A 15762-nucleotide genomic window follows, 5' to 3' on the forward strand; every position below is an offset into this window, starting at 1 on the left:
TCACCTTCTTTGTGTGGAAGGGACAAACAACAGGAGATGAAAAGAAATGAACCAGCAAACAGTTAATGTAATCGGAGCAGGCCTTGCCGGAAGTGAAGCGGCATGGCAGCTTGCAAAACGAGGAATTCAAGTGAAACTATATGAAATGCGGCCCGTCAGGCAGACGGCAGCCCATCATACTGATAAATTCGCCGAACTGGTATGTAGCAACTCCCTCCGTTCAAATACACTCGCCAATGCGGTAGGCGTATTAAAAGAAGAAATGCGGGCGCTTGACTCGGCAATCATTCAATCTGCTGATAAATGCTCGGTTCCGGCCGGGGGAGCGCTTGCCGTTGACCGTCATGAATTTGCGCAAAGCGTGACGGATCTCGTGAAAAACCATCCGAACGTAACGGTTCTTACTGAGGAAGTAACAGAGATTCCGGAAGGCCCGACTGTTATCGCGACCGGACCGCTTACGTCAGAATCGCTTTCACAGCAGCTGAAAGAGCTCACGGGAGAAGAGTATCTGTATTTTTATGACGCGGCGGCGCCGATTGTCGAAAAAGACAGCCTCGATATGGAGAAAGTGTACTTAAAATCCCGTTATGACAAGGGAGAAGCGGCATACTTAAACTGCCCGATGACAGAGGAAGAGTTTGACCGTTTCTATGAAGCATTGACGACGGCTGAGACGGTTCCTTTAAAAGAATTCGAGAAAGAAATCTTCTTTGAAGGCTGCATGCCGATTGAAGTCATGGCGAAAAGAGGCAAGAAAACAATGCTGTTCGGACCGATGAAACCGGTCGGACTGGAAGATCCGAAAACAGGCAAGCGCCCTTATGCAGTCGTTCAGCTCAGACAGGATGATGCGGCGGGAACGCTTTATAATATTGTAGGTTTTCAGACACATTTAAAATGGGGAGACCAAAAAGAAGTGCTTAAACTGATCCCCGGCCTTGAAAATGTTGATATCGTCAGATACGGCGTCATGCACAGAAACACATTTATCAACTCGCCGAGCCTTTTGAACCCGACATATCAATTTAAACAGCGGAACGATCTGTTTTTCGCGGGCCAAATGACCGGTGTAGAGGGTTATGTTGAATCTGCCGCTTCAGGTCTTGTAGCGGGAATCAATGCCGCCAAACTTGTGCTCGGTCAGGATCTTGTGACATTCCCGCAGGAGACGGCGATCGGAAGCATGGCTCACTACATTACGACGACAAATCAGAAGAACTTCCAGCCGATGAATGCAAACTTCGGCCTCTTAAAAGAATTACCTGTAAAAATTAAAAACAAAAAAGAACGAAATGAAGAATACGCTAAACGCGCAATTGAGACTATTCAAACTATTTCGAAAACGATATAGCTTTTCATTGCAACTTCGATGCATTATATGATACCATTTAAAAGCCCTTCGGAGAGGGAGGTCTTCATAATGACTGAGAATGTTAACTTTTTTTTAAAGTTATTCGTTGAATATTTACAAATTGAAAAAAATTATTCACAATATACTATTGTGAATTATGTTAATTCGATTGAAGAATTTGGGATGTTTCTGCATGCTCAAAATATAAATGGAATGAAAGAAGCTGCATATCATGATGTGAGAATATTTTTGACGGAGGCTTATGAAAAAGGCCTGTCAAGAAAAACAATCAGCAAGAAAATTTCAGCTTTGAGAAGCTTCTATAAATTTTTAATGAGGGAAAAGCTTGTTGAAGAGAATCCGTTTCAGCTTGTTCATCTGCCGAAACAAGAGAAACGGATTCCGAAGTTTCTTTATGAAAAAGAACTTGAGGAACTATTCGCTGTTTCAGACAGAAGTCAGCCGTCAGGGATGCGCGATCAGGCCCTGCTTGAGCTTCTTTATGCGACCGGAATGAGGGTCAGTGAGTGTTGTACGCTCACTGTCGGCGATCTTGACCTGTTCATGGATACGGTGCTCGTTCACGGGAAAGGCAAGAAGCAGCGCTATATCCCGTTCGGCTCATATGCCCGTGATGCGCTGGAGCTGTATATCAACAGCGGAAGGCAGTGCCTGCTTGAAAAAGCAAAAGAGCCTCATGATGTGCTGTTTGTCAATCAAAGAGGCGGCCCGCTGACCGCCAGAGGAATCCGGTATATTTTAAGCGGGCTTGTAAAAAAAGCATCCGGCACTTTACATATACACCCGCATATGCTTCGGCACACGTTTGCGACTCATCTGCTGAATGAAGGGGCTGATTTAAGAAGCGTCCAGGAGCTTTTGGGCCATTCCAATCTGTCTTCTACGCAGATATACACACATGTATCGAAGGAAATGCTGAGAAACACATATATGTCCCACCACCCGAGAGCTTTTAAAGAAAATTAAAAGGAGGCCCTTCTCATGTCATCTTTTCATGCGACAACGATTTTTGCCGTCCAGCATAACGGGAAAAGCGCTATGTCAGGAGACGGCCAGGTCACATTCGGTCAGGCTGTAGTCATGAAACATACCGCGAGAAAAGTGAGAAAGCTGTTTAACGGAAAGGTTCTGGCCGGATTTGCGGGATCTGTTGCAGACGCTTTCACACTTTTTGAAATGTTTGAGGCGAAGCTTGAAGAATACAACGGCAATTTAAAACGTGCGTCGGTTGAGCTTGCGAAAGAATGGCGCAGCGATAAAGTGCTGCGCAAGCTGGAAGCCATGCTGATTGTCATGAACCAGGATACCTTGCTTCTCGTATCGGGAACAGGTGAAGTGATTGAGCCGGATGACGGCATTTTGGCAATCGGCTCCGGCGGAAACTACGCCCTGTCAGCAGGAAGAGCGCTGAAAACCTATGCCGGAGAGAATCTGTCCGCCAAAGATATTGCAAAAGCCGCTTTGAAAATCGCGGGCGAGATTTGTGTGTACACAAACGATCAGATCATTTTGGAAGAACTTGAATAGAAAGGACTTGAGGCGCATGGAAAACAAACCGTTAACACCGAGACAAATCGTAGATCGGTTGGATCAATACATTGTAGGACAGCAGGATGCGAAAAAAGCTGTCGCCGTGGCATTAAGAAACCGCTATCGCAGAAGTCTTCTTGATGAAAAACTGAGAGACGAGATCGTTCCCAAAAACATCCTGATGATGGGCCCGACCGGGGTGGGGAAAACAGAGATCGCCAGACGGATCGCCAAGCTTACCGGTGCGCCATTTATAAAAATTGAAGCGACAAAATTTACAGAAGTCGGCTATGTAGGCAGAGATGTCGAATCAATGGTCAGAGACCTCGTTGAGACATCCGTGCGGCTCATTAAAGAAGAAAAAATCAGCGAAGTGAAAGAACAGGCTGAAGAAAATGCAAACAAACGTATAGTGCGGCTTCTCGTTCCGGGAAAGAAAAAACAAGCAGGTGTGAAAAATCCGTTTGAAATGCTTTTCGGAGGAAGCCAGCCGGCAAATGATGATGAAGCCGACCAGCAGGAAGAAGCAAGCCTTGAAGAAAAAAGAAAACGCATGGCGCATCAGCTCGCATTGGGAGAGCTCGAAGACCATTACGTCTCCGTAGAGGTGGAAGAGCAGCAGCCGTCGATGTTTGACATGCTGCAAGGCTCCGGGATGGAGCAAATGGGCATGAATATGCAGGATGCGCTGAGCAATCTGGTGCCAAAAAAGAAAAAACGCCGCAAAATGACGGTCAGAGAAGCAAGGAAGGTTCTGACCAATGAAGAGGCAGGCAAATTAATCGATATGGATGAAGTCGGCCAGGAGGCCGTGTTAAGAGCTGAAGAGGGCGGCATTATCTTTATTGACGAAATAGATAAAATCGCAAAAAACGGAGGGGCTTCTTCCTCAGCAGATGTATCGAGAGAAGGCGTTCAAAGAGATATCCTTCCGATTGTCGAAGGATCTACCGTCGTCACGAAATACGGCTCCGTCAAAACAGATCACGTGCTGTTTATCGCAGCCGGGGCATTCCATATGGCCAAACCGTCTGATCTGATTCCGGAGCTGCAGGGCCGCTTTCCGATTCGTGTAGAATTGAGCAAGCTGACGGTAGATGATTTTGTGAAGATTCTCGTCGAACCCGATAACGCGCTGTTAAAACAATATCAGGCTTTATTGCAGACAGAAGGTATATCTCTTGAATTTTCTGACGAAGCTATTCGTAAGATCGCCGAAGTGGCTTATCATGTGAATCAGGATACGGACAACATCGGAGCGAGAAGGCTTCACACGATATTGGAACGTCTCTTGGAAGACCTGTCGTTTGAAGCGCCGGACGTGACGATGGAAAAAGTCGCCATCACGCCGCAATACGTTGAAGAAAAGCTCGGAACGATTGCAAACAACAAAGATCTAAGTCAATTTATATTGTGAAAATTTAATAAGAGGAATTCTAGGAGGATTATTTATCATGGCTTTACTACAAAAAACACGAATTATTAACAGCATGCTGCAGGCTGCGGCAGGCAAACCCGTAAACTTTAAAGAAATGGCTGAAACGCTTCGTGACGTCATTGATTCTAATATTTTCGTCGTCAGCCGCAGAGGAAAGCTTTTGGGCTACTCTATTAATCAGCAGATTGAAAATGACCGAATGAAAAAAATGCTTGAAGACCGCCAGTTCCCGGAAGAGTACACGAGAAATCTGTTCAATGTTCCGGAGACGTCTTCAAACCTTGATATCAACAGCGAATACACGGCGTTTCCTGTGGAAAACAGAGACCTGTTCCAAGCGGGCTTAACAACGATCGTGCCGATCATCGGCGGAGGAGAGAGACTGGGCACGCTGATTCTGTCCCGTCTGCAGGATCAATTTGAAGATGATGATCTCATTCTTGCTGAATACGGAGCAACCGTTGTAGGAATGGAGATTTTAAGAGAAAAAGCGGAAGAAATCGAAGAAGAGGCGCGAAGCAAAGCAGTTGTTCAAATGGCGATCAGTTCTCTGTCTTACAGTGAACTTGAAGCGATTGAGCATATCTTTGAAGAGCTTGACGGAAACGAAGGCTTGCTTGTGGCAAGTAAGATTGCGGACCGTGTCGGCATTACGCGTTCAGTAATCGTTAACGCGCTGAGAAAGCTGGAAAGCGCAGGCGTCATTGAATCCAGATCACTGGGAATGAAGGGGACGTACATTAAAGTTCTGAACAACAAATTCCTTATTGAATTGGAAAACCTTAAATCTCATTAAGACAAAAGCAGGATCCCTGAAAATGGGAGTCCTGCTTTTTTTATGGACAATAGGTGAAAAGTTGCAGTTTAAAGTTGCTTATTGGAATCTGATCTGAGATAATCCATCTTGCTGTGTGAAAAAAGGAGGAAGAAACAGAAATTCTGCTATTTTCAGTCTTATATTAAACAAATCCTTGTAGTACAAATATTCTAGGACTTAATACCTACATGCAAAATAGATATAATTGAGCACTTTTTTTTAGCCTAACTTCATAGACTTTAAGCCTGTTATTTCTTACAATAAGCATATGGTTTTACAATTCTCGACAAGGATTTTTAGGAGAAAAATATCTGAAATGGAGGTAAGTGGATTTGGACTTATTTTCTGGAACTATACAAAATCTTGAGAATGCCTTGGGGAGAGCGGACATTAAGCAAAAAGTCTTAACTAATAATATCGCCAATATAGATACACCGAACTATAAGGCAAAAAAAGTCTCTTTCCGAAATTTGTTAGATCAGGAAACATCCAATCTTGAGGCTGTAAAAACCGACTATCGGCACGTTGACTTTACGGGTTCGGGGGACGATTATTCTATCGTGTCCAGCAGTGATACATCGTACCAGCAAAACGGAAACAATGTCGATATCGACAAAGAAATGACAGATTTAGCCGAAAACCAAATTAATTATCAGGCTTTGGTTGAAAGAATGAGCGGCAAATTCAATTCTCTGAAAACCGTCTTGACAGGAGGAAAATAATGAGTGGCTTTCAAAGCTTAAATATTTCGGGTTCCGCTTTAACTGCACAGCGTGTCCGGATGGACGTCGTATCGTCCAACCTGGCCAATATGGATACAACGAGAGCGAAGCAGGTAAATGGCGAATGGGTGCCTTACAGAAGAAAGCTGGTATCTCTCCAATCCGGAGGCGAATCATTTTCGTCCCTTTTACATTCCAAGATGAACGGAACAGGAAGCGCGGGAAGTGGCGTAAAGGTATCTGGTGTTACGGAAGACCCGTCCGCTTTTAATCTCGTTTATGATCCGGAGAATCCTGATGCGAATAAAGACGGTTATGTACAAAAACCAAATGTAGATCCATTAAAGGAAATGGTGGATCTTGTCAGCAGCTCGAGATCATATGAAGCAAACGTAACTGCATTAAACGCCTCCAAAGGCATGCTTTTGAAGGCGTTAGAAATCGGAAAGTAAGGTGATGTAAGTGGTTAACGCTATTACTCCTTTTCAGCTTCAACAAACCCAAAATACTCAAAACGTAACGAATCAATTAAACCAAACTCAAAAAACTGATTCTTCAAACCAAACAAGCTTTTCGGAGCTTTTAAAAAACTCTATTGATTCGTTAAATGAGTCACAAGTGAAATCTGACCAAATAACGAACGAACTGGCTGCAGGAAAGGATGTAAACCTTGACGAGGTCATGATCGCTGCCCAAAAAGCAAATATTTCTCTGACGGCCGCTACCGAATTCCGCAATAAAGCCGTGGAAGCCTATCAGGAAATCATGAGAATGCAGATGTAGTGGTCAGATTGAAGAGAATGACTGGAATGACCGGGGGTTAACATGAATCGTACTCTAATGCAAATGAAAACCAAAACGGCAGCGTTTTGGAACAACAGATCAAAAACACAGAAGATACTCATGGTAAGCGGCTTGGCCGCATTCATTATTTTACTCATCGTCGTTATTATTTTTACTTCGTCTGAAAAGATGGTGCCTCTTTATAAAGATTTGTCCGCGGAAGAAGCGGGGAAGATTAAAGAAGAGCTCGATACGAAAAAGGTGTCTTCTGAACTTGCTGACGGCGGCACGGTCATTAAGGTTCCTGAGAGCCAAGTGGATTCGCTTAAAGTCCAGCTTGCCGCGGAAGGCCTGCCGAAAACGGGATCAATTGATTATTCGTTTTTCGGACAAAATGCGGGCTTCGGCCTGACGGATAATGAGTTTGACGTTTTAAAGGTTGAGGCGACTCAGACCGAATTGTCAAACCTGATAAATGAAATGGACGGTATTAAAAGCTCGAAGGTCATGATCAATATGCCGAAAGAAGCCGTGTTCGTCGGTGAAGATCAGCCGGCAGCGTCCGCATCAATCGTTTTGCAGATGAAACCGGGCTACTCGCTTGATCAAAACCAGATCAACGGGCTGTACCACCTCGTTTCTAAAAGTGTTCCGAACTTAAAAGAAGATAATATCGTCATAATGGATCAAAATTCTACATATTATGACAAAAGTGACAGCGGTGCAGGGTCCGTTTCTGACAGTTATGCTTCTCAGCAAGGTATTAAGTCGCAGGTCGAAAAGGACATTCAAAAACATGTTCAGTCACTGCTCGGCACAATGATGGGGCAGGATAAGGTCGTTGTTTCCGTGACGGCGGATGTTGACTTCACGAAGGAAAAACGCACTGAAGACACTGTCGAACCTGTCGATAAAGATAACATGGAAGGCATAGCGGTAAGCGCCGAAAAAGTTGCGGAAACGTATAAAGGCGACGGCGCGGCCAACGGCGGCACGGCCGGAACGGGAAGCAATGACACCGCGAACTATGCCGAGACAAACGGCGGTTCCAACAGCGGGGACTACGAAAAAAGCAGCAATAAAATCAACTATGAAGTCAACCGCATTCATAAAGAAATCGCTGAAAGCCCGTATAAAGTGCGTGATTTAGGCATTCAGGTCATGGTGGAGCCGCCTAATCCGAAAAATGCCGCTTCCTTATCAGCACAGAGACAGGCTGATATACAGAAGATTTTAGGAACGGTCGTCAGAACGTCTCTTGATAAAAACGAAACGCAAAATCAAAACCTGACAGACAATGATATCAACAATAAAATCGTTGTATCCGTTCAGCCGTTTGACGGAAAAACAAGCCTGAACACAGATTCGGCACAATCTTCAGGTCTTCCGATCTGGGTATACATTACAGGCGGCGTACTGCTTGCGGCCATTATTCTGCTTATTATTCTCCTCATCAGAAAGAAACGCTCACAAGAGGATGAATACGAAGAATATGAATATGAAACACCGCCCGAGCCGGTTCGATTGCCTGATATCAACGAAGAGAAAATTGAAACGGAAGAAACAGTCAGACGAAAACAGCTTGAAAAAATGGCTAAAGAAAAACCGGAAGACTTTGCTAAATTGCTTCGAAGCTGGCTGGACGAGGATTAGGGGGAATGGAAAATGGCGAAACGTGATCAGAACAAGCTTACAGGAAAACAAAAAGCAGCCATCCTCATGATTTCCTTAGGCCTTGATGTATCAGCTTCTGTGTACAAGCATTTGTCTGAAGAAGAAATTGAAAGATTGACACTCGAGATTTCGGGAGTCAGAAGCGTCGATCATCAAAGAAAAGATGAAATCATTGAAGAATTTCATAATATCGCAATCGCTCAGGACTATATTTCACAAGGCGGTTTAAATTACGCCCGCCAAGTGCTTGAAAAAGCGCTCGGAGAAGACAAAGCGGTAAGCATTTTAAACAGGCTCACCTCTTCTTTGCAGGTAAAGCCGTTTGATTTCGCGAGAAAAGCGGAGCCCGAACAGATTTTAAATTTCATTCAGCAGGAACATCCGCAAACGATGGCGCTGATTTTATCCTACCTTGACCCGGTGCAGGCCGGACAGATTTTGTCTGAGCTGAACCCGGACGTTCAGGCTGAGGTGGCAAGAAGGATTGCGGTTATGGACAGAACGTCTCCTGAAATCATAAATGAAGTGGAGCGGGTCCTTGAACAAAAGCTGTCCTCCTCCTTTACGCAGGATTATACGCAGACCGGCGGCATAGAAGCCGTTGTTGAAGTGTTAAACGGCGTAGACAGAGGAACGGAAAAAACGATCCTTGATTCATTAGAAATCCAAGATCCTGAGTTGGCGGATGAAATCAAAAAACGGATGTTTGTCTTTGAAGATATTGTCACCCTTGATAACCGTGCGATTCAGCGCGTGATCAGAGACGTTGAAAACGACGACCTCCTGCTTTCATTGAAGGTTGCGAGCGAGGAAGTCAAAGAAATCGTCTTCAGCAATATGTCACAGCGTATGGTTGAAACGTTTAAAGAGGAAATGGAAATTATGGGGCCTGTGCGTTTGCGTGATGTGGAAGAGGCGCAATCAAGAATCGTGGGCGTCGTCCGCAAGCTGGAAGAAGCCGGAGAAATTGTAATCGCGCGAGGCGGAGGAGACGATATTATTGTCTAATATCATTAAACAGCAATCATCATTTTCTCCTGAACAAAAACGGCGCAAGCTTTCCTTGCAGGAAGTCAGGAAAACACATTCCCATCCAGACCGGGAGGAACCCGAAAATCCGGAGGCTCTCATGGCTTTTGCCAAAGCAGAAGCCGACAGGGTGTCTGAAGAAGCGAAAAATCAATTAGAGCACACTCTTCTGCAGATTGAAGAAGCGAAAAACCGCTGGGCGGAAGAAAAACAAAGATTGATAGAAGAAGCAAAGGCAGAAGGATATGAAGAAGGCATGGCATTGGGAAAAGCCGAGGCTCAAGCTGAATACGCCAATCTCATCAGCCGGGCCAATGCCGTTATGGAAATGGCGAGACAGTCAGTCGAGGAAAAACTGGAAAGCGCTGAGGAAGAAATCATTGAGCTTTCCGTTGCGCTCGCTAAAAAAGTATGGCGGCAAAAAAGTGATGATAAAGAGGCTTTCCTTCTGCTGGTCAAACAGGTAGTAGCCGAAGTGAAAGATTATGATGACATCTCCATCTATGTGGACCCTGAATATTATGAGACGGTTCATCAGCATATGGACGAAATTCAGCAGCTGTTATACAAAGAATGCAGATTAAGCTTATATGCCGATGAAAAAGCCGCGAAGGGAACGTGCTCGATAGAAACTCCGTTCGGACGTGTTGATGCAGGCATAGACACCCAGCTGATGCAATTAAAGCAAAAGCTTTTAACGGCGCTTGAGGCGGGAGCGGAGCAATGAAGATACAGTATTTAATAGACTCAATTGAAACAGCGGATCCGTACAAACGCTACGGCAAGGTTAAACGGGTCATCGGGCTGATGATTGAATCAAAAGGGCCCGAAAGCTCAATCGGAGATGTTTGTCTCATTTATCCGAAAGGCCATGCGAAAAAAGCGATTAAAGCTGAGGTTGTAGGCTTCCAGGATGAAAACATTCTGCTAATGCCTTATCTGGAAGCGGCCAGCATCGCGCCGGGCAGCATTGTGGAGGCCACTGGCGAGTCGCTCCGCATCAAAGTAGGCGCGGGTTTAATCGGACAAGTTGTCGACGCGTTCGGCGAACCTCTTGACGGCCGGGCGCTTCCGAAAGGTTTGTCCCCCGTTTCGACGGAACAGCCGCCGCCAAACCCGATGAAACGCCCGCCGATACGGGAAAAGATGGGTGTCGGCGTCAGATCGATTGACAGTCTGCTGACGGTAGGAAAAGGGCAGAGAATCGGGATTTTTGCCGGAAGCGGAGTCGGAAAAAGCACCCTGATGGGAATGATCGCGAAGCAGACTGAAGCTGATTTAAACATTATCGCACTCGTCGGTGAACGGGGGCGCGAGGTGCGTGAATTCATCGAGAAGGATTTAGGCGAAGAAGGCCTGAAACGCTCGATAGTCGTAGTCGCGACCTCTGATCAGCCTGCCTTAATGCGTTTGAAAGCGGCGTATACGGCCACCGCCATTGCGGAGTACTTCCGCGATAAAGGCCGGAATGTGATGTTCATGATGGACTCCGTCACGAGGGTCGCGATGGCTCAGCGGGAAATCGGCCTGGCAGCGGGAGAACCGCCGACAACAAAAGGATATACACCTTCTGTGTTCGCTATTTTGCCCCGTTTGCTGGAAAGAACGGGCGCGAATGAACAAGGAACGATAACCGCTTTTTATACGGTTCTCGTTGACGGAGATGACATGAACGAACCGATTGCCGATACGGTGCGCGGAATATTAGACGGCCATATCGTTCTCGATCGGGCGCTTGCCAACAAAGGGCAGTTCCCGGCCGTGAACATCCTGAAAAGCATCAGCAGGGTCATGTCTAATATTTCAGATACAGCGCACAAAGAGGCGGCCAACAAATTCCGCGATCTTCTGTCAACTTATCAAAACTCTGAAGATCTCATTAATATCGGAGCTTACAAAAGAGGATCATCAAGAGAAATTGATGAAGCGATTCAGTTTTATCCGCAGCTTATTCAATTTTTAAAACAAGGAACGGAAGAACCTGCTCAATTGGAAGACAGCATTGCGGCATTGACGAGTCTGACAGGAAAAGAGGAATAAACATCGTGGCATACCAATTCAGATTTCAAAAGCTGCTGGAATTAAAAGAAAATGAAAAAGACCAAACATTGACTGAATACAGACAATCGGTTTCTGAATTTGAGACAGTGGCTGAAAAACTATATGAAAATATGAGCAAAAAAGAATTGCTCGAAAAAGACAAAGAATCAAAGCTGAAATGCGGGATGAGCGTTCAGGAAATGAGACATTATCAGCAATTCGTTTCCAATCTTGAGAACACCATCTATCATTATCAAAAGCTTGTCATCATGAAACGAAATGAAATGAATGAGAAGCAGGAACAGCTCACCGAAAAAAACATTGAAGTAAAGAAATTTGAAAAAATGCGGGAAAAACAATTTAATATGTTCGCACTTGAAGACAAAGCTGCAGAGATGAGGGAAATGGACGACATTTCAATCAAGCAGTTTATGATTCAGGGGCATTAGGAGCGAATGAAATGGCCGATAAAGAAAAGAGATCTGGAAAGTTCGGTTCAATCCTGCTTTTTATCATGATCCCGTTGATTTTTCTGATCATCGTCGCAAGCATCATCCTTTGGGCTGCCGGCGTTGATGTGATGAAGCCGATTCAGGAAACAGCCGCTAAAACGCCTGTTTTAAAAGAATTGGTTCCCGAAACGAAAGAAATGAAAAGCGCGGCGGAAAAGCAGAAGGAAGACAGAACGGCTTCTCTTGAAAAGACCATAAAGGAACAAAAAAGTGAAATTAACATTTTGAATAAAGATTTAGACACAAGCAAGTCCGAAATCGATAATCTGAATCAGAAAATCCGTTCACTGAAACAGGAAGCTGAACAGCAGCAGAAAACGAAGACGGATGAAACGAAAAAAGACGCTGCGGATTCAGCCGGAAAAGATAAAATGATCAACATCTATAAAAGTATGGACGGCGGTAAAGCGGCAAGCATTATCGTAAAGCTGAAAGAAAAAGAAGCCCTCGATATTTTAAACGGATTAAGTAAAAAGCAGCTTGCTGAAATCTTGACGAAAATGACTCCTGAACAAGCGGCTAAATATACAGAAAAACTATCCGCTGACGGAAATAAGGAGTGATGTAAGTTGAAGCTGCTTGAATTAACGGGTAATCGTACGCAGACTGTGCAAAACAGCAATGTGAAGATGAATGTAAACAGCTTAGGTCTATTTCAGAACTGGCTCCTGTCGGAAATCACTTCTCCCCGGCAGCCCGGAGATGAAACCAAAACAAGTGACGCTGAGCTGAATGATGCCCTATCGAAAATCGGTGATTGGCTGAAAGCCGGCCCGGAAGATAAAGAGTTGCAGCTAAAACAGCTGCTTGAGGCGGTAAAAGCTCTTGAAGGAAAGCAGACGGCTGAAACAGCTCTTCCTTTATTGAAACAGCTTGCCGAATCTGTTGAAGACATGTTAGCGGGCAAACAGCATGGGGCGAAGCCTGAAACGGATGAGCCGGATTCTTCCGCAAAAGACGGGGATTCCGTCAAGGATGCGCTTGAGAAGGGCCTGCTTTTCATTCAAGAAGCCGTATCCCAGCTCTTCACATCTCAGCAGGAACTGCCGGACAGCGCGCAGGCAAAGGCGGTTTACCAGGAAGGCGCCCGTTTATTAGAGGCATTGAAAAAACAAGGTGTCCCAGACCGCGTGATTCAAGACCTGCGGCAGACATTTTTTCCGAAAAACGAATCTGCATCTAAACTTTACTCCATGACAGCCGCTGAGCTGAAGAGCTTTCAAAGCGTCGCGGAGCAGCTTGCGGGCCTTTCTCAAAAGGGAACAAAGGAATGGGATATGGCTGAAACTGAGCTGAAAGCTTTTGTGTTATCTCAATCATCTGAATCATCCCAAGAGTCAGCCGGGAAAACAGAACAGCAAAACGGCGGCACGGTTACTCACGCAAAGGCGCCTGACAGCAAATTGTCTGCACATATACTGTTTTCGGGAACGAGAAGCCTTGCCGGCATTCAGCAAACGTCCGCAGGAGCTGAACAGCAGCCGGCAGAAAATAAACCGTTAACGGATCAGGTCATAAGCGGCTGGAAACAGATGAAATACACGCCTTTCGGGAAAACAACCGGAAGCTTTACGATTCGTCTTAATCCCGAGAACCTCGGATTTGTCACAATTAAGGTGACAAACGAAAACGGGATGTTTCAAAGCAAAATAATCGCATCCAGCCAGTCCGCGAAAGAGCTGCTGGAACAGCATCTTCCTCAGCTGAAACAGTCGCTTCCGAATATGGCGGTCCAAGTCGACCGTTTTACAGTCCCCCTTCAAAGCGGGGATCAGCAGCCTGTTTACGGGCAGACGGCCGATCACAATAAACAGCAGCATCAGGGACAGAGAGAGCAGAAGAACCAGCAGCAGTCAGGTGATTTCGGAGATATGCTGGAGGAGCTTTCTCTCAATGAAATGGAGGAAGAATAGTTGACATCAGTAAACTCGGATTATGCCGCGGCGGGCGCTTCAACCACTTCAAGCGCGAAGAGCACCTCCGCAGTAAACAGCAGCACGAATTTAGGGAAAGACGAATTTCTGAAGATCTTAATGACACAGGTTCAAAACCAGGACCCGCTCAATCCGGTTGATGACAAAGAATTCATCAGCCAGATGGCGACATTTTCTTCATTGGAGCAAATGATGAATATGAATACGACGATGACTAAATTTGTAGAAAATCAAGATCCGTTTACGATGTATGTGAACTGGATCGGCAAAAATGTCACATTCAGCGACAGCGACGGGAAGGATCAGACAAGCCCAGTCAATTCAGTCAAGCATTCAAACGGCAATTACGTGCTCGTGCTTGAAAATGGCAAAGAGGTCAGTCCGTGGAATGTCACGGCCGTCAGCGAAACATCTAAATAAAAAGAAACCCAGGGGGAATTTAACATGTTACGTTCATTATATTCCGGTATCAGCGGCATGAAAAACTTTCAGACAAAACTAGATGTAATCGGCAATAACATCGCCAACGTCAACACAGTGGGATTTAAGAAAAGCCGCGTTACATTTAAAGATATGATCAGCCAGACAGTCGCCGGCGGTTCAAACGTGACCAATTCAAAACAAATCGGCTTAGGTGCCGCGACTTCTTCCATTGATGTCGTTCATTCAACCGGCGCCCCGCAGGCTACACAGAATAAAACCGACCTAGCCATTGACGGAGACGGCTACTTTCAGATTAATACAGGTGCGGGAATTGTTTACACACGTGCGGGGAATTTCGGAAAGGACAATCAAGGGAACCTTGTTACGACTGACGGGTACTATCTTGAAAAAATCGGCGGCGGCAAAATCAATATTCCGACTGATGCGAAAGATTACAGCATCGGTGCAGACGGAACCGTTACATACACTGATGCAGGGGATGAGGTTCATGATGCCGGACAAATCGGTCTGGTCACGTTCCCTAACAGCGCCGGTCTGGAAAAAATCGGAGGAAACCTTTACAGAGAATCATTAAGTTCAGGAGCTGCAAGCGCAGTCACCACTCCGGGCGAAAACGGAACGGGTAAGCTTTTGGCAGGCTATCTTGAAATGTCAAACGTAGATCTGACAGATGAATTTACCGAAATGATCGTTGCTCAGCGGGGTTTCCAATCAAACTCAAAAATCATTACGACTTCAGATGAAATCCTTCAGGAGCTGGTTAATCTGAAACGGTAAGGAGGGAGGAGAGGCGGTTAGGCCGCTTCTCCGGATTGCATGATTCAAGTCACCCGTTTAAACGGCCAGCCTTTTACGCTGAACGCGCTGTTTATCGAACAGATTGAGTGCTTCCCCGACACGACGATTACACTGTCCAACGGCAAAAAGTTCGTAGTGAAAGAACCGGAAGAAGCAGTTCTCAAAAAAGTCATATCGTTTTACCATAGCATACAAATATTTTCACTGGATCAGGGAATAGAGGAAGAAGAATGAAGAAAAAATTAGTCATCATTTTGCTGATTATTTTAATTGTCATCGCCGGCCTCGGAACGGCAGCATATTTTGTCGTCAGCGGAAATTCCGGCAAAGATAAAAAGCCGACAATTGACGAAGTCGTTGCAGCCACTGTGTCTGTCGACGATATTACGACAAACTTAAAGTCTGACAGCATCATCCGTATCGGCATCAAGCTTGAAACCGACTCGGCTAAAGCGAAGGAAGAACTTGAAAAACGCGATTTTCAGGTGAAAGACAACATCATTTCCATTTTAGCTGACACAAGCGCCGGAGAGATTGAGGGAGATAAAGGAAGAGAAGCGTTTAAACAATCATTAAAAGAGAAAGTAAACAGCTATCTCCAAGAAGGAAAAGTTCAGAAAGTGTACATTACCTCCTTTAATCTGCAATAAAAACAAATTTGACAGA

Annotated in this window: 19 protein-coding genes; all 19 read left to right on the forward strand. The window is 45.2% G+C overall.

Annotated elements, in window-relative coordinates; translation table 11 throughout:
- Positions 1-46: 46 nt before the first annotated feature.
- The 19 genes from trmFO to fliL all read left to right on the forward strand — a co-directional run bounded on the left by trmFO (position 47) and on the right by fliL (position 15746).
- On the forward strand, positions 47-1354 hold the full coding sequence (trmFO, locus tag NYE42_RS08175; RefSeq protein ID WP_012117550.1) for an FADH(2)-oxidizing methylenetetrahydrofolate--tRNA-(uracil(54)-C(5))-methyltransferase TrmFO: 1308 nt from the start codon (positions 47-49) through the stop codon (positions 1352-1354).
- 69 nt (positions 1355-1423) lie between these two features.
- Positions 1424-2341: a tyrosine recombinase XerC gene (gene xerC / locus NYE42_RS08180; RefSeq protein WP_007409774.1), complete on the forward strand. Its 918-nt coding sequence runs from the start codon at positions 1424-1426 to the stop codon at positions 2339-2341.
- A 15-nt stretch (positions 2342-2356) separates the two neighbouring features.
- The gene (gene hslV, locus NYE42_RS08185) at positions 2357-2902 is read left to right on the forward strand and encodes an ATP-dependent protease subunit HslV (RefSeq protein ID WP_003154267.1); all 546 of its coding nucleotides are present in this window, start codon (positions 2357-2359) and stop codon (positions 2900-2902) included.
- A 7-nt stretch (positions 2903-2909) separates the two neighbouring features.
- Positions 2910-4322 (forward strand): HslU--HslV peptidase ATPase subunit, encoded by a 1413-nt coding sequence (gene hslU / locus NYE42_RS08190; RefSeq protein WP_257008574.1) that lies wholly within the window; start codon positions 2910-2912, stop codon positions 4320-4322.
- Between the two features lie 37 nt (positions 4323-4359).
- Positions 4360-5139, forward strand: a complete 780-nt coding sequence (gene codY / locus NYE42_RS08195; RefSeq protein WP_003154263.1) for a GTP-sensing pleiotropic transcriptional regulator CodY — start codon at positions 4360-4362, stop codon at positions 5137-5139.
- Positions 5140-5492: 353 nt separating this feature from the next.
- Positions 5493-5882 carry a flagellar basal body rod protein FlgB gene (gene flgB / locus NYE42_RS08200; RefSeq protein WP_003154260.1) on the forward strand — a complete coding sequence of 130 codons (390 nt, stop codon included), beginning with the start codon at positions 5493-5495 and terminating at the stop codon, positions 5880-5882.
- Entirely contained in the window at positions 5882-6334 is a 453-nt protein-coding gene (gene flgC, locus NYE42_RS08205) for a flagellar basal body rod protein FlgC (RefSeq protein ID WP_007409776.1), read from the forward strand. Before flgB ends, flgC begins: the two co-directional genes overlap by 1 nt.
- 10 nt (positions 6335-6344) lie before the next feature.
- Positions 6345-6665, forward strand: coding sequence for a flagellar hook-basal body complex protein FliE (fliE, locus tag NYE42_RS08210; RefSeq protein ID WP_007409777.1), 321 nt, complete (start codon positions 6345-6347; stop codon positions 6663-6665).
- 42 nt (positions 6666-6707) lie between these two features.
- A complete protein-coding gene (fliF, locus tag NYE42_RS08215; RefSeq protein WP_012117551.1) occupies positions 6708-8318 on the forward strand; it encodes a flagellar basal-body MS-ring/collar protein FliF in 1611 nt (536 codons plus the stop codon).
- Positions 8319-8330: 12 nt separating this feature from the next.
- Positions 8331-9347, forward strand: a complete 1017-nt coding sequence (gene fliG, locus NYE42_RS08220) for a flagellar motor switch protein FliG (RefSeq protein WP_003154256.1) — start codon at positions 8331-8333, stop codon at positions 9345-9347.
- Positions 9340-10095 carry a flagellar assembly protein FliH gene (gene fliH, locus NYE42_RS08225; RefSeq protein WP_060675466.1) on the forward strand — a complete coding sequence of 252 codons (756 nt, stop codon included), beginning with the start codon at positions 9340-9342 and terminating at the stop codon, positions 10093-10095. The genes fliG and fliH overlap by 8 nt, the downstream gene beginning before the upstream one ends.
- Positions 10092-11408, forward strand: a complete 1317-nt coding sequence (gene fliI / locus NYE42_RS08230; protein ID WP_061890601.1) for a flagellar protein export ATPase FliI — start codon at positions 10092-10094, stop codon at positions 11406-11408. The genes fliH and fliI overlap by 4 nt, the downstream gene beginning before the upstream one ends.
- Positions 11409-11413: 5 nt before the next feature.
- Positions 11414-11857 (forward strand): flagellar export protein FliJ, encoded by a 444-nt coding sequence (gene fliJ, locus NYE42_RS08235; protein WP_003154253.1) that lies wholly within the window; start codon positions 11414-11416, stop codon positions 11855-11857.
- Positions 11858-11868: 11 nt separating this feature from the next.
- The gene (locus tag NYE42_RS08240; protein WP_352426891.1) at positions 11869-12483 is read left to right on the forward strand and encodes a MotE family protein; all 615 of its coding nucleotides are present in this window, start codon (positions 11869-11871) and stop codon (positions 12481-12483) included.
- A gap of 6 nt (positions 12484-12489) precedes the next feature.
- Positions 12490-13833 (forward strand): flagellar hook-length control protein FliK, encoded by a 1344-nt coding sequence (locus NYE42_RS08245; protein ID WP_020955821.1) that lies wholly within the window; start codon positions 12490-12492, stop codon positions 13831-13833.
- The gene (gene flgD, locus NYE42_RS08250; protein ID WP_007409782.1) at positions 13834-14274 is read left to right on the forward strand and encodes a flagellar hook assembly protein FlgD; all 441 of its coding nucleotides are present in this window, start codon (positions 13834-13836) and stop codon (positions 14272-14274) included.
- A 24-nt stretch (positions 14275-14298) separates the two neighbouring features.
- On the forward strand, positions 14299-15075 hold the full coding sequence (gene flgG, locus NYE42_RS08255) for a flagellar basal body rod protein FlgG (protein WP_007409783.1): 777 nt from the start codon (positions 14299-14301) through the stop codon (positions 15073-15075).
- A gap of 39 nt (positions 15076-15114) precedes the next feature.
- Positions 15115-15330, forward strand: a complete 216-nt coding sequence (locus NYE42_RS08260; RefSeq protein ID WP_003154243.1) for a flagellar FlbD family protein — start codon at positions 15115-15117, stop codon at positions 15328-15330.
- The gene (gene fliL, locus NYE42_RS08265) at positions 15327-15746 is read left to right on the forward strand and encodes a flagellar basal body-associated protein FliL (RefSeq protein WP_014417773.1); all 420 of its coding nucleotides are present in this window, start codon (positions 15327-15329) and stop codon (positions 15744-15746) included. Before NYE42_RS08260 ends, fliL begins: the two co-directional genes overlap by 4 nt.
- Positions 15747-15762 lie beyond the last annotated feature (16 nt).

Source organism: Bacillus sp. FSL K6-2865 (genome assembly GCF_040311405.1).
Taxonomy (GTDB): domain Bacteria; phylum Bacillota; class Bacilli; order Bacillales; family Bacillaceae; genus Bacillus; species Bacillus velezensis.